We start from the raw sequence: 14,506 nt of genomic DNA, 5'->3' as shown, positions 1-14,506 counted from the left end.
TAATGATAGTAGATGATCATTCATTAATACGTAAAGGAATTCGATTATTATTAAAAAACAACACCGATTTTAACGTAACAATGGAAGCAGCTACAGGAGAAGAAGCTTTGCAGAAATTGTACATGGATAAAGTAGAGATTATGTTATTGGATCTTTCTATGCCTGGTGTTGGAGGATTAGCAATTATTGAACAAGCAAAACGAATGTGTGCCGACTTGCGGATTCTTATATTAAGTATGCATGAAGATGAAAATTATATTCGGCAGGCGATGCTGTTGGGAGCTAGTGGGTATATCCCAAAAGCTTCGGCGGATGATGAATTGTTGGATGCGTTGCGTACGGTAGCTTCCGGTCGTTTTTATCTTAGTAAAAATGCTGAACAATCTCTTCTTACATCTATGTTTTCTGGACTTGATGGAGATGGGCGAGATCCGGTAAAATGCTTGAGTCATCGTGAACTGGAAGTATTTGAATATATGGTGCATGGCTATACTATCACCGAGATTGGAAAGTTGTTGAATCTTAGTGTAAAAACTATTGATACACATAAGACAAAAATTATGGAAAAATTAGGCTGCAAAAAACGAAATGAATTGGTAAAATTGGCCTTGCAGTACAATCTTTTAAAAACAGAATTATAAAATATATATTATTATGAATATGGATAGCTTTAAGAAAAATTCTGATGTATACAGTGAAAAATCTTATGTAAATTGAGAATTACGCTGATAGTGCAATTTTAATAATTTTTTTATAATAAAAAAAGATAGAAAAGCGCGCTTATAAGGAAGTAAATTTTACTGTATATATTATAGTTACTATGAGGTGAGTCTATGTTCAACTTTTTACAACCAAAAAAATCTGCGGTACGAGTACCCGCAGATAAAGTAATGGACGTGTATAAAAAATACAGGCTATTAACTTTGATAGGTATTATTATTGGATATGCCAGTTTTTATGTAGTGCGAAATAATTTTGCGTTGTCTACTCCTTTTTTAAAAGCTGATTTAAATCTTTCAGCTACGAGTATTGGATTGCTGAGTAGTTATATGCTGATTTCATACGGTCTTAGCAAAGGATATATGAGCAGTTTGGCCGACAAGGCAGATCCCAAGAAATTCATGGCTCTCGGCTTAATTTTATGTGCATTAGTTAACGTGTTGATGGGATTTAGTATTAATTTTACGACGTTTACTATATTAGTTGTTATATTAGGGACTTTTCAGGGTATGGGAGTAGGACCTTGTTTTATATCTATGGCTAAATGGTATCCTAAAAAAGAACGAGGAATTGTAGGTGCTTTTTGGAATATATCTCATAATATTGGCGGCGGTATTGTAGCACCTGTTGTTACAGCTGGTTTTTTTATAGTTGGTGAAGATAATTGGCAGGCAGCGAGTTATATTGTTCCAGCTTGTGTAGCTTTAATCGGGGTTGTTGTTGTTTTATACTGTGTAAAAGGATCTCCTGTAAATGAAGGACTTCCTGATTTGCAGCATATTATGCCAGAAGATGACAATATTGAATATTCCATTCCTAAAGTGCAATCTTTCCGAAGTTTTAGTGCACCCCTTTCTAGAAATTTAGTGCATAGCTCCCGAAAATTCAGTGCAGTGCTCCCGGAAGCTATGCAGTCGTAAACCTTTTAATAACTTAATGTTTTTTGTTGTGCAGATTGTTTTAACCCGTGACGTTCGCGCATTGAAACCTGTCCGTCAATAAAGACTTCATAACTGTTGTGTACAATCCTGTCAATAATGGCTTCAGATACGGTGGCATCACTTTCTGTACCAATCCTGTTGTACCAGTCGCCTGGTTCAAATTGTGTGCAGAATATCACAGATCCCTTAACGCTTCTTGCTTCAATAATTTCTAGCAATTCTCTTGCCTGATCACTGGATAAAGGTGTTAACAAGAATTCATCTACGATCAGCAATCCAACTTTTTGGTAAGATTTAATGAGCTTTTCAAATGTTCCTTCACCATGAGCAATTGCCAGTTCATCCAGAAGCTCTGGCAACCTTATATACCGAACCTTTAAGTAGTTTCTGCAGGCAGCATTGCCAAGGGCACAGGCAATATATGTTTTCCCATTTCCAGATGCTCCTTTCAGAATAATATGGTGACTTTCACGAATGTATTGGCAAGTAGCAAACGAATTAATTAGTGCTTTATCAAGGTTCCTGTCAGGCTGGTATTCAATATTTTCAACGCAGGCATCTGGATAACGAAATGCTGCTGTATGAATAAGCTTGTTCATCTTCGTGTTTTGGCGTTTAGTCCATTCTCGATCAATCATCATCCCGATTCTGTCTTCGAAGGAGAGATTGTCGAAATATTTATCATTGCATTGTTCTTCAAAAACAGCGGCCATTTCGGACAAACGCATATCATGTAGTTTATCAACAGTGGATTGTTTTAACATTTTTCTTTACCTCCCCGGAAATATGCTGCACCGCGTGTTATGCCGTGAGATGTATCAGATTGTAAGGACGGGGGCTTTACCTTAACTTTGTCCAGACCGTTTTTAAGAATTGTTGCAATATTTTTAAGGCTGGGACTTGGGGTATATGTTAAAGCGGTACCGCATGCTTGTTCGAGCCTGTTTGTAGAATAGCGGTCTGCTAGTCTCATTAACGAAACACAGGATTTGTAGCCCTGTCTTTCTATCTTATGCATATATAGAAAGTTTTTAATAACAAGCAGCGCGTTATCCCCTATGTTTTCACCCCATTTAAGAAAATTCTCACTGTTGTATGCAAGATACTGCCTGTGGTTTGCCGGCATATGTTCAGGTACATAAATTGGTTCTTGGGAGTATGCTCTACGGATATGCGAAGCAATTCTTTGTCCATGGAAAAACATCTCTATTGTCTTTTCCGTGGTTCGTACCTCAATTTTTTTACCAATAAATTCATATGGCACAGAATACTTGCAATTCCCGACGGGTATGAGATAATCGGGTTGTATGGTGGCTTTCGACCAGATAGCCGTCTCATACGGGGAAGCAGGCAGTGGCATGAGGAAGTCCTTTTCTTCCTCTTCAAATGCTGTGAATCTGCTTCCTTTCTTCTTTTGAAACGGTTTTTTGTTGAATTCTGTAAGCTTTTCAAGGATTACGGCATTTACTTCCGTAAAGGAAAAACACTTCCTGTTGCGAATTGCTGCCAAAATCCAGGTTTCAATAACGCCAACGGTTCGCTCAGCATTAGCTTTATCTCGTGGAGTGAATGGCCTAGCTGGAATTATGGCGGTGCCATAATGTTCTGCCATCTCATGGTAGGAATGGTTTAAAATGAGCTCTGTGCTTGTGTTTTTAATCACTCCTGTTTTGAGATTATCTGGTACAAGAATGCGGGTTACGCCACCAAAGAAAGAGTAAGCATGAACATGGGCTTCAATCCAGTGATTGGACTTCATGTCTGGAAATGCTTCGGCATAACTGTAAAGGCTGCATGGTAGGCATGCCACAAAAACATAAGCTTTTATTTCTTCTCCTGTTGTTTCATCAATAACAGACAATGTATTTCCAACCCAGTCGACCTCCATGATTTCTCCCGGTTTTCTTGTTATCCTAAGGGTTGCCTTCTTTGAAGCAGCGTATGCATGGTACTTGTCACTGAATTGGGAATGCTGATAGGGAATCATTCCTTCATGTCGACATTTCTCACAGTATTCCGACCACAACAGGGAAAGCGTAACTCCTGGTTTCGCCAGCTCTTTGTAAATATACTCATAATCAGGGAGTTTTCGTCCTTGAGACGTGAGTCGTCCAGGGTAGAGAATAGCAGATAGATCCTTATTTGTAAGATTATTTGGAATTGGCCATGTTAACTCTTTGTCTTGAGCTAATTTCCATACTTCGGCGATAGTATTCCGGGAACTTCCACAACTGTTGCCGACACGCAAGTTGCTGTACCCCAGGCTTTTAAGCCTGATGATTTCTCGATAATTTAACATGATTATCGACCTCCAATAATGATAGTCACACGTATGTGTGCCATTTTCATTATATAGGGCATGCACTGTTATCGAAAATGAGTGCACTTAATTATCGGAAAGATACGCACTAAATTGTCGGCAAGACTGCACTATTTTGTTGGAATATACAAATATCGACATGATGGAGAAAAATCAAGATGAAGCTCCAGAAAATATGAGTGCATGGAAGTTATTTAAAACCTATGTTCTCCCAAATAAAAATGCTTGGTTTGTATCTTTTGTTGATACTTTTGTATATACCGTTCGTTTTGGTATGTTAACATGGCTTCCCATTTATTTATTACAAGTTAAAGGGTTTACTAAAGCAGAAATGGCTGTTGCGTTTTTATTTTTTGAATGGGCAGCTATTCCGTCAACGATTTTTGCAGGAGTTATTTCTGATAAATTCTTTAAAGGATATCGGATGCCGCCGGCTATTATTAGTATGATACTTATCTTTTTCTGTATTATTGGCTATTGGAAAAGTGAGTCTTTGGCGACAACCACAATTTTTGCAGCAATTGTGGGTTGTTTGATTTATATTCCTCAATTTTTAGCTTCCGTGCAGACTATGGAAATAGTCCCATCATATGCGGTTGGTTCAGCTGTTGGATTACGTGGTTTTATGAGCTATGTTGTAGGGGCATCTATTGGGACTAGTCTTTTTGGGGTGGCTGTGGATCATATTGGCTGGGATGGTGGTTTCTATATTCTTTTTGCAGCAGTTATTCTTTGCATATTGTTTTGTTTGCTAACGCATCATGGTGCAAAACAATTACATAAAGAAAGTTTAGAACGCCGTAAAGAAAAAGATGCAGTATCTGCCTCTCCTTCATTATCTCATTAATGTAAAAAATATTATATCATAGCAATTTATGTTTTATTCCATTGTCTATTCTGGAAAAAATAAAAGTTGCTATGATTTTTTTATATTGGCGAATTGTCAAGTGAAGTGCGACAGTTCGTGTAAAAAGACTTCAATCGCTTTTTGCATACTAGGAGCAATACGGTCAGACATTTTTAGAACTGTATACAGATAAGTTTTTCGCTCTACAAAAGCAGCAAAGCAACCTTTGTTTTTCCCACGGTTTGAAACCATAGAATCAAGTTCCCAATGTCCAACTATCTGTCGGCCTTTTACCTCTCTTGATCGATCAGAAATTGATAGACCTACTGCAAATTTGCCACGTTTTTCTAGCGAAAAGTGGTGTTTTTCTTTGTGCGGCAATAATTTTTTTGTTAAGGCAAAGCTTTCCTTGATATATCCAGTTATACATAGTTATCAAGATCTTAAAATAAGGGTACTACTATAATAGTTAGTTAAATTATTATATAAAACTAATGTTTAGATATAGAAATTAACTTATGTAATTGTCCGTATAATAAATCATACACTAAATAGGTTAATGCTAATAAATCGGCAGAACCTCCAGGACTTAAATTTAAAGAAATCCATTCTTTATCTAATTGCTGAATCGGATTTTGCCAATTTTCTTTTTCGAAAGTTTTATTATCTAATATATTTTTTGCTTGTTTTTTTACTTTTTTTAAAATATTAATATTAGGTTGTCGACATAATATTGTAGTATCATCAGTTACGCAAATTATAGTAAATAAAGTCTGTATAAGTACCTTATTAATCGGTTCTCCTGATTCCAATTCTTTTTTTAAAGTAGGAAGACCATAATTGAAAATAGCAGGAAATCCTTTTTCTGCTTCACCACGAATTCCTGTTATACCGTATAGTTTATAAAACTTTTCTCCTGAAGTTGAAGGAACTTTATCATTTTTTAATTCGACGGTAATCCCTGCCGATATTTTTTTTATCATAGAAATTATGGTGTATGATGACAACGGTTGATTTTCTTGTAATATTTTTCCAATTGAACCCAACAAAAGTCCCATAGAAAAGATAAGTCCTTTATGCGTATTTACTTGATTTGTTGCAGTATACATAGAATGTTCGGCATTTATTCCTACAATTTTAAGTAATTTAAAAAAAGCTTTAAGTGTTCCCCTATACTGGATACCGGCTTCTACAAAACAACCAAACCAGTCATATAAAGAACAACTGCTATTAATAAAAGTGTAAAAATCCATATCGTGATGCGAACCAGTATGAATGGGATCTACTAGTCCGGGAGAAGGAAAACTGGCTGCCTCATATAAGGCGGCGCGTGTTGCATGCTGTGCAATCAATTTTGCAACAGGAGATAAATTTTTGTAAGAATCTGCTTGAAATTGTAATAACAAGTCATCTACTTTATATAATATATCTTTCATAGTATGATGATGTTCACGCATGCATACAACTGCTTGTTGCTGACAAAGAAGACAACGACGTCCATTTTTTCGTTTTTCAGAAGAAATTTGTTGTTCATTTATATCATATACGTCAATATCCCATAAACGACTATACGTATATTTTTCTTCTAAATACACCGTTTGTTTTTTGACTTCAAGTGCATTAAGAGGAATTGCCATTAATCCATGAGGGCCTGTTTTTTCATAATAGTATGTGGAAGCGGTATGTTGCGGAAAAAGTTTTTGCAAATGAGTCATTGCTGATTGAAAAAATTTACGTAATAAGTCAGAATCTTTTATGGGTCCTGGAATATTTAAAGTTATACTGATAATACATGAATTTGGATATTTATGATGAAATAAATTTCTATGATTGCAACGTTGGTCCTTTGATTCTAATATATCTTGTAAAGTAAGCATTAAAATTCCTTTCTTATAGTAAGCATTTTATATTATTTATATATAAGCTGTGTATTTTTTTGCAGATACTGCAAGGTGTTTGAGGAAACGTAATTTTTGACTACTTGCCAATCCTGTTTTTTCCAAGCGGCACGTACTTTGGATGCACTGATAATGCTTCCATTGATATTTTTTCGTGGGATAAGGTGCAAATTAATATTATTTTTAGGTAATATTTCTTTTAAAGCGTTGTTGTATGCTCTGGTTGTTATATCAAAAGGTTCTTCCCCTATATAACGGTCTGTAATATGAAGTGCAGGTGCAATTTGTTTTGCAAATAATGTGGCATCTAATTGAGTTTCAGCTGATAATGCCTCAGTTTCTTTTAAAAAATATGCAGGGAAAGTAGCATTGGATATAATATATGGACCACTTGGCAAAACTATTACATTTTTTAAATCGGCAAGATCTTTTTTTGCCAAATTAAATCTATTTACAAAAGGAATAAGTGATTTGTTTTCTTCTACAATAAAAATGATAACAGAGCTATGTCTTTTTGCGGCATATTCTGCAAGATAGTAATGGCCAATTGTAAACGGATTACTGTTCATGATAAGGGCGGCATGTGGTTTTCCTGATGGAATTGATTTTTGGATTTGCTTTAACCAATAAAAAAAACCATTCATTCCGTATTCTAATAATGCTGCATAAGGAGGAGCGGTAGCTAAGAGATGAAAACCTATTTCTTTAAATTGTTCTATATAGGTTGGTTTAGTAAATATTAGAAAATAAAAAATATTTTTTGATGCAGCGTAAGATATAATATTGCTGATAAGTATACTGACAAGGCCTTCCCCTTGATAATCAGGACGTACGGCTATATTTCTTATGATAGATTGTTGCAGTGAAGCAGTTGCCATCAGTTCGTTGTGTTCATTATAAGCAGCAACACAATAGTCAATTGGGCCATTATAGGAGAGACCGAAAGATGCAACAAAATCTGCTATATTCTTTCGTTCTCCAGCTAGTTGTATAGGTACTGTCTGAATAAAAAACAATGTATGTCCCCTCCTTATGAACTCTTTTTTATATAAATTATATCAGAATTTATATAAATCATGTACTTACATTACTTACATAAATCTGACAATTATTACTATATATAGTATTATTAAAATAAGAAAAATATTACTGAGTATATAGGGGAATTTTAATGAAACTGCAAACAAAATTGGTATTGTTGGTAAGTGTTATATTACTTTCTTCTTTGTGTATTGCATTTATTTTTTTGAGTTCAAATGCAAACAAAACTGTACAAAATGAAATAGGAAACAGAGCAAAAGCAATATCTTCAATGGTAGCGATTTCTCCTGAAATAATTAATGCGATAAGTAATAAAGAGCAACATGCCTGTGTCCAAAAATTTACGGAAGCATTGCAAAAGGAAACGGGTGTAGAATTTATAGTTGTTATTGATAAACAAGGAAATCGATTATCTCATCCTAATGTTAATTTAATTGGCAAACATATTGTTGGGGGAGATGAAATTGCAGCATTGAAGGGATTTAGTTATACTTCATTAGGAGAGGGAACTTTAGGAAAATCTATTCGGGCATTTTGTCCTATTTATAAAGAGGATAGTGTCATAGGTGCAGTAGTTACGGGTGTATCTATGGATGAAGTTCAGCAAGCAATTTTAAAAAGAAATATACAATTTTTTTTAATTCTTATTGTTGTATTTGCTTGTGGAGTAGGCTTAGCCATTGTTGTTGCACTTCATATTAAACATACTTTGTTGGGGATGGAGCCTTTTGCTATTGCACGTCTTACCGTAGAAAGAAACACCGTTATACAATCGGTACGGGAAGGTGTTATAGTTGTTGACATGGAAGGAAAATTAATTGTTGTCAATGAAGAAGCAAAACGTATATTTCGTCAGGCAGGCATTGTTGGTGAATTAGTAGGAAAAAATGCGGCAGAAGTAATTCCCAATACACGGATGACAGATGTTGTATTTTCTGGTACTGCGGAAATGGATCAAGAACAAAAAATTAACGATGTATATATATTAACTAACAGGCGCCCATTAATTGTTGAAGGAAAGATAATAGGATCTCTTGCTACATTTAGAGACTTAGCGGATGTTAAAAAACTTGCAGAAGAATTGACCGGGGTAAAAAGGTATGTTGAAGCATTACGTTCTCAAACGCATGAGTTTAGAAATAAATTACATATCATAAATGGATTGATTCTTAATGAAAAGTATCAAGAATTGTCGGAATATATTCAGCAGTTATCGACCATGGAAGAGAATGAGATAAAATGGATACAAAAACATGTTGATGATTCTATTATGTCTTCATTCCTTCAGAGTAAACTAAGCCGCAGTCGGGAAATGGGAGTAAATTTAATTTTAGACAGTAAGATCATTATTCCTAAAATTAAGGATAATGATCTTAGAAATGGTTTGGTTACGGTTATTGGCAATTTAATTGATAATGCTATTGATGCAGTACAGTTTACTAAAACAAAAAACGTAAATGTTTTGGTACGACAGGAGGTGGATAAGTGGTTTATACAAATATCTGATACGGGCAGAGGAATTAGTACTCCTGATTTTAGTACTATTTTTCAGAAAGGGTATTCAACAAAAGGGGAAAATCGAGGGTTTGGACTATTTTTAGTGGGAAAAGTAGTAGAGAAATACAGTGGAACTATTAACTTTGATAGTGACGACATGTATAAAACGATTTTTGTTGTTACATTATTTCCGAGAAAGGAAGTATGAGTTTGATTCACGTATTGATCATTGAAGATGACCCTATGGTAGCAGAAATTAATAAAACCTTTTTAATGAAAATTCAAGGTTTTTCATTAGTTGGAAGTGTAAATAATGGTGTTGATGCCATGAGTTTTTTAAAGAAAAAATCCAATAATGTTGATTTGATTTTGTTAGATGTCTTTATGCCTCAAATGGACGGTATTGCTTTTTTGGAAAAAGTAAAAAGGGAATATAATCATATAGATGTTATTATGGTAACGGCAGCTCAATCAGCTAAAGATGTTAAATTTGCGCTTTCGCATGGAGTTGTTGATTATATTATTAAACCTTTTACTTTCGAAAGAATGGCTTTGGCATTAAATACTTATAAAAATAGGATAGAAATATTAAATGCCAGTATATCTATTGAACAATCAACATTAGATAAAAAGATATTTCCTAAAAACCAATCTGCCAATTTCTGTCCAAAGGGAATTGATAAACAGACGCTGTTGTCAGTGAAACAAATCGTAGCATCACAAGAAGGAATGTTTAGTATAAAAAAATTAACAACGCAGACAAGAATATCACGGATATCTCTAAAAAAATATTTAAATTATTTAGAAGAACAAGGTGTTATAAAAGGTACTTTGCAGTATCGTGCTGTAGGAAGACCGGTTTTGATGTACCAATATATGTTCAATAATAAAGAAAAGTAACATAAGTTACAAAAATAAAACATAAATTTCTAATTCTATTCACTTCTCCCATATACATCTATAATGGCGTTGTCAAAGACAGTTGTAAATTCGAGAGGAGTTGTTTTTATGGAAAATATTTCACATCAAACGGTAGTCAGCCAACCTGCAGGAAAGAAGAATCATCCATTGCTTTCTTTTAAAATTGGATCTCTGCCACTTCCTATTTATCTTATTTTGGCAGTTATTATTTTTGGTGCGGCTGTATGGGGAAAACTTCCGGCAGATATGATTGGCGGCATTGCTGTTATGATGATTATGGGAATGTTATTAGGTGATATCGGTTTAAAAGTACCTATTTTGAAAGATATTGGAGGACCTGCCATATTATCTATTTTTGTTCCTTCTTTTATGGTATTTTATAATTTATTAAATCCTGCCGCGATAAAAGCTATTACGGCTTTTACGAAAAATGCTAATTTTTTGTATTTTTATATTTCATGCTTGGTTGTTGGAAGCATTTTAGGAATGGTTCGCAAAGTTCTGATTCAGGGTTTTTTGCGTATGTTTGTTCCGTTGATTATAGGGACCTTTGTAGCTGTTGCTGCCGGTGTAGCGGTTGGAACGGTTATGGGAATAGGTACTTACAAATCTTTTTTTTATGTTGTTATTCCTATTCTTTCTGGTGGTGTTGGGGAAGGTATTCTGCCTTTATCGGTTGCTTATTCTGAAATTTTGGATCAATCGCCCAATAACTTTATTGCAATGTTAGTTCCGGCAGCTATGTTGGGAAATGTATTTGCCATTATGGCAGCGGGTTCTTTAAAAAAAATTGGTGAACGAAAACCTGAATGGACGGGAAATGGTACTTTAGTTAAATCTGGAGATGATATTGAACTTAAAAATCTCCAATCAGAACATCAAACCGTTGACTTGCAATTAATGGGAGCCGGTCTTATTATGGCTTGTTCTTTCTATATTTTTGGTCTTGTTCTTAATTTAGTTATTCCAATTCCAGCACCGATTATTATGATTCTTTCGGCAGCAATTGTAAAAGCGTTGGGGATAATGCCATCGCAGATTGAACAAGGTGCATTTCAGTTATATAAATTTGTATCGGGTAATTTGACATGGGCATTGCTCGTTGGTGTTGGTGTACTATATACACCTTGGAATCAGGTTGTGGAATCTATAACACCGGCATATGTTCTTACCGTATTGGCTACTGTTATAGGAATGATTTCTTCTGGCTTTTTTGTAGGAAAATTAATGAATATGTATCCTGTAGAATCTGCATGTGTTACATGTTGTCATAGTGGATTGGGTGGAACTGGTGATGTTGCCATTCTGTCTTCTTGTGGACGTATGGAGCTAATGCCGTTCTCACAAATTTCTACACGTATTGGTGGGGCTTGTACAGTTGTTGCTGCCGCTATTATTATGAAAATGATTAGCTAATCTAGGAGATGATAAAATGAATAAACAAGGACAAGCAGGAACGCTAGAGTCAAATGATATTCATATTGTAGTAAGCGAGACTATACCGGGAACCGGTATAAAAATAGAATTAACAAGTACCGTTTTATTGCAATATGGAACAGCGATTAAGCGGACAATTGAACAGGTATGTAAACATTTAAATGTAAATGATGTGGTCATTAAAGCTGTCGATAAGGGTGCATTGGACTGCACTATACAGGCCAGAGTAAAAACAGCATTACAGCGTGCCGGTATGACTAAGGAGGCATAAATATGAGAAGAACATTATTGTTTTTACCCGGTAATAATCCAGGTAATGTGCAGTCAGGCGGTGTTTTTGGTGCCGATGGTGTCATTCTTGATTTAGAAGATGCAGTATCACCATTAGAAAAAGATGCAGCCCGCAATTTAGTGGCGCAAGCTTTACAAACTGTGGATTATCATGGTTGTGAAACCGTTGTTAGAGTTAATCCGTTAGTAGCTAAGGGCGCTAAAGATATTAAAGTAATTGTACCCTGTGAGCCAGATGCACTTATGTTGCCTAAAATTGAAAGTGCAGCTGATGTAAAGGAACAAATAGCACTCATTAAATCCGCTGAAAAGCCAGGACAGAAACCCGTTTTAGTTATGCCATTGCTGGAAACACCTATGGGAGTTGCACATGCGTTGGAGATTGCACTCTCGGATGACCGTGTTACTGCCATTTGTTTAGGTGCAGAAGACTATACTGCTGGGCTGGGTACCGCTCGGAGTAAAGAAGGAACAGAGATATTTATGGCCCGTGCCGTTGTTGCCAATGCATCGGCAGCGGCTAACATAGATGGTGTAGATACACCTTTTACAGATGTTCAAGACGAAGCTGGGTTGATTAAAGATACCATGATGGCAAAAAATATGGGATTTAAAGGAAAATTATCTATTAATCCGCGGCAAATAGACGCAATTCACAACGTATATGCACCGACTGGAGCAGAGATTAGTTGGGCATTGCGGGTTTTGCAGGCTATTGAGGAGGGTAAAAATAGAGGGACAGGTGTTATTGCGGTAAATGGTAAAATGATTGATGCGCCAATTGTTTCTCGTGCTAATAGAACAATTGAATTAGCTAAATTGTTGAACTTATTGGAGGTGGAATAAACTATGAAAAATGCAGTTGGCCGAGATATACCAGATATAATTGAAGGATTTGGAAAATTGCAGCCTTATGCCGGGGCCTTTGCTGCTTTGCCGGACATGAAAAGACAAGCACCTCATATTAAGTACGTTAAACCTGGTACAAATAAAGTTATGAAAGATTTAGAGGCTGTTTTTAAAGCAATTCCGATTACAGATGGAATGACAATTAGTTTTCACCATCATTTTAGGAATGGAGATGGACTTCTTTTACAAGTTATAAAAACAGCTGATAAATTGGGAATTAAAAATTTGACGATAGCAGCAAGTGCAATTTTTCCAATTCATGAAGAGTTGATTGAGTATGTAAAAAAAGGCGTTGTAACATCATTAGATACAAATTATGCGTCTGGTCCAGTAGCTAAAGCAATTTCAGAAGGGTTGTTTAAAAAACCTGTCATGTTTAGAACACATGGAGGTCGCCCTCGAGCTATAGAGTGTGGGCAATTACATATTGATGTAGCTTTTGTTGCTTCTCCTACAGCAGATACTTATGGAAATATAAGTGGGAGAGAAGGGGAAACCGCATGTGGATCATTGGGATATGCCTATCCTGATGCAGAATATGCGGATTATGTCATAGCGGTAACAGACCATTTAGTTGAATATCCGGTGACGCCTATTTCTATTAATCAGAGTCGTGTTGATTATGTTGTCAAAATTGATTATATTGGAAATCCTAAAGGAATAGTCTCCGGTACAACAAAAATAACAAAAGATCCCGTACAATTGAAAATTGCTCAATATGCAGCAAAGGCAATTGCAGCTTCTGGGCTTTTAATTGATGGATTTTCTTTTCAGACAGGCGCTGGGGGAGCATCTCTTGCTGTAGCTGCTTACCTTAGCAATATTATGAAAGCGAATAATGTAAAGGGAAGTTTTGTTATGGGGGGGATTACGGGATATCTAGTCAAAATGTTCGAAGAGGGACTATTTACCACCATTTTTGATGTACAAGACTTTGATTTAGATGCTATTGAATCGTTAAGTAAACATGATCACCATATTGAAGTTGATGCTAATTTATATGCAAGCCCATATAACTCAGGGTGTATTGTAAATCAATTGGATTGTGCTGTTTTAGGTGCTACGGAGATGGATAAGCATTTTAATGTCAATGTTATTACGGGGTCTGATGGTACTATTATGGGAGGATCCGGCGGGCATAGTGATGCAGCCGCGGGTGCTAAAATGACGATTATTACGGCAAATCTTACACGTAGTCGCATGCCTATACTTAAAGATGAAATTCAAACTATCACTACACCTGGTGAAACAATTGATGTTTTGGCAACTGAGTATGGATTGGCAGTTAATCCACGGCGCCAAGATTTAGTGGAAAAATTTAAAAAGGTCAAATTACCTTTATTTACGATCGAAGAATTAACTGAAAAGGCTGAAAAAATTTGTGGTAAACCCCAACCTATTCGCGTTAGTAAAGATATTGTAGGAGTTGTGGAATATAGAGATGGCACTATTATTGATGTCGTCCATAAAGTTATAGTATAAAAAATTAGTTTTGTACATAGTTCTATATACATAATTTAAATATATCAAATAAAATTTTTGATGCATTTAAATTATTATATAGAACTTATTTTTTTACAAGTTTTTACATAACTATAGTATCCTTCTGCGGTAGTAATTATAGGCGGAGGAATTCATTATATTGTATCTTGTAAGAAAAACATATTTAATGTATATGCGCCGA

General features: G+C 35.5%; 13 protein-coding genes. 9 read left to right on the top strand and 4 right to left on the bottom strand.

Features of this window, described 5'->3' with window-relative positions; all coding sequences use genetic code 11:
* Positions 1-2: 2 nt before the first annotated feature.
* On the top strand, positions 3-641 hold the full coding sequence (locus tag NXG62_RS09540; protein WP_427112186.1) for a response regulator: 639 nt from the start codon (positions 3-5) through the stop codon (positions 639-641).
* Positions 642-833: 192 nt separating this feature from the next.
* A complete protein-coding gene (locus NXG62_RS09535; RefSeq protein WP_427112185.1) occupies positions 834-1,640 on the top strand; it encodes an MFS transporter in 807 nt (268 codons plus the stop codon).
* A gap of 5 nt (positions 1,641-1,645) precedes the next feature.
* On the opposite strand, the gene istB is transcribed toward NXG62_RS09535, so the two are convergent.
* Complete coding sequence (gene istB / locus NXG62_RS09530) at positions 1,646-2,425, bottom strand: IS21-like element helper ATPase IstB (RefSeq protein ID WP_427112184.1); 780 nt, start codon at positions 2,423-2,425, stop codon at positions 1,646-1,648.
* Positions 2,419-3,960 (bottom strand): IS21 family transposase, encoded by a 1,542-nt coding sequence (gene istA, locus NXG62_RS09525; RefSeq protein WP_427112183.1) that lies wholly within the window; start codon positions 3,958-3,960, stop codon positions 2,419-2,421. The genes istB and istA overlap by 7 nt, the downstream gene beginning before the upstream one ends.
* Before the next feature lie 136 nt (positions 3,961-4,096).
* Here istA and NXG62_RS09520 point away from each other — a divergent pair, with 136 nt between their 5' ends.
* Entirely contained in the window at positions 4,097-4,828 is a 732-nt protein-coding gene (locus NXG62_RS09520; RefSeq protein ID WP_427112181.1) for an MFS transporter, read from the top strand.
* A gap of 491 nt (positions 4,829-5,319) precedes the next feature.
* On the opposite strand, the gene citG is transcribed toward NXG62_RS09520, so the two are convergent.
* Together citG and citC are read right to left on the bottom strand one after the other, a co-directional pair.
* Positions 5,320-6,705: a triphosphoribosyl-dephospho-CoA synthase CitG gene (citG, locus tag NXG62_RS09515; protein WP_427112180.1), complete on the bottom strand. Its 1,386-nt coding sequence runs from the start codon at positions 6,703-6,705 to the stop codon at positions 5,320-5,322.
* Between the two features lie 32 nt (positions 6,706-6,737).
* Positions 6,738-7,742 (bottom strand): [citrate (pro-3S)-lyase] ligase, encoded by a 1,005-nt coding sequence (gene citC, locus NXG62_RS09510; RefSeq protein ID WP_427112179.1) that lies wholly within the window; start codon positions 7,740-7,742, stop codon positions 6,738-6,740.
* Positions 7,743-7,897: 155 nt separating this feature from the next.
* Between citC and dcuS the strand changes: the two genes are divergently transcribed.
* From dcuS to citF, 6 genes are all read left to right on the top strand, one after another.
* The gene (dcuS, locus tag NXG62_RS09505; protein WP_427112178.1) at positions 7,898-9,472 is read left to right on the top strand and encodes a DcuS/MalK family sensor histidine kinase; all 1,575 of its coding nucleotides are present in this window, start codon (positions 7,898-7,900) and stop codon (positions 9,470-9,472) included.
* 2 nt (positions 9,473-9,474) lie between these two features.
* Positions 9,475-10,164 carry a response regulator gene (locus NXG62_RS09500; RefSeq protein WP_427112177.1) on the top strand — a complete coding sequence of 230 codons (690 nt, stop codon included), beginning with the start codon at positions 9,475-9,477 and terminating at the stop codon, positions 10,162-10,164.
* 108 nt (positions 10,165-10,272) lie between these two features.
* Complete coding sequence (locus NXG62_RS09495; RefSeq protein ID WP_427112176.1) at positions 10,273-11,601, top strand: 2-hydroxycarboxylate transporter family protein; 1,329 nt, start codon at positions 10,273-10,275, stop codon at positions 11,599-11,601.
* Positions 11,602-11,617: 16 nt separating this feature from the next.
* Entirely contained in the window at positions 11,618-11,893 is a 276-nt protein-coding gene (gene citD, locus NXG62_RS09490; protein ID WP_427112175.1) for a citrate lyase acyl carrier protein, read from the top strand.
* A gap of 2 nt (positions 11,894-11,895) precedes the next feature.
* On the top strand, positions 11,896-12,759 hold the full coding sequence (locus tag NXG62_RS09485; protein ID WP_427112173.1) for an HpcH/HpaI aldolase/citrate lyase family protein: 864 nt from the start codon (positions 11,896-11,898) through the stop codon (positions 12,757-12,759).
* A gap of 3 nt (positions 12,760-12,762) precedes the next feature.
* Positions 12,763-14,304 carry a citrate lyase subunit alpha gene (gene citF / locus NXG62_RS09480; RefSeq protein ID WP_427112172.1) on the top strand — a complete coding sequence of 514 codons (1,542 nt, stop codon included), beginning with the start codon at positions 12,763-12,765 and terminating at the stop codon, positions 14,302-14,304.
* Positions 14,305-14,506 lie beyond the last annotated feature (202 nt).

It is taken from the genome of Megasphaera sueciensis, assembly GCF_050219315.1.
GTDB classification, from domain to species: domain Bacteria; phylum Bacillota; class Negativicutes; order Veillonellales; family Megasphaeraceae; genus Megasphaera_A; species Megasphaera_A sueciensis.
The sequence above is the reverse complement of the archived record's forward strand: the minus strand, read 5'-3'. Positions and strand labels throughout refer to the sequence as shown.

Excerpts from the sequence above, each read along its gene's own strand:
- NXG62_RS09540 (WP_427112186.1), top strand. The coding sequence starts at position 3 with ATGATAGTAGATGATCATTCATTAATACGTAAAGGAATTCGATTATTA.
- NXG62_RS09535 (WP_427112185.1), top strand. The coding sequence starts at position 834 with ATGTTCAACTTTTTACAACCAAAAAAATCTGCGGTACGAGTACCCGCA.
- istB (WP_427112184.1), bottom strand. The coding sequence starts at position 2,425 with ATGTTAAAACAATCCACTGTTGATAAACTACATGATATGCGTTTGTCC.
- istA (WP_427112183.1), bottom strand. The coding sequence starts at position 3,960 with ATGTTAAATTATCGAGAAATCATCAGGCTTAAAAGCCTGGGGTACAGC.
- citG (WP_427112180.1), bottom strand. The coding sequence starts at position 6,705 with ATGCTTACTTTACAAGATATATTAGAATCAAAGGACCAACGTTGCAAT.
- dcuS (WP_427112178.1), top strand. The coding sequence starts at position 7,898 with ATGAAACTGCAAACAAAATTGGTATTGTTGGTAAGTGTTATATTACTT.
- NXG62_RS09495 (WP_427112176.1), top strand. The coding sequence starts at position 10,273 with ATGGAAAATATTTCACATCAAACGGTAGTCAGCCAACCTGCAGGAAAG.
- citD (WP_427112175.1), top strand. The coding sequence starts at position 11,618 with ATGAATAAACAAGGACAAGCAGGAACGCTAGAGTCAAATGATATTCAT.
- NXG62_RS09485 (WP_427112173.1), top strand. The coding sequence starts at position 11,896 with ATGAGAAGAACATTATTGTTTTTACCCGGTAATAATCCAGGTAATGTG.
- citF (WP_427112172.1), top strand. The coding sequence starts at position 12,763 with ATGAAAAATGCAGTTGGCCGAGATATACCAGATATAATTGAAGGATTT.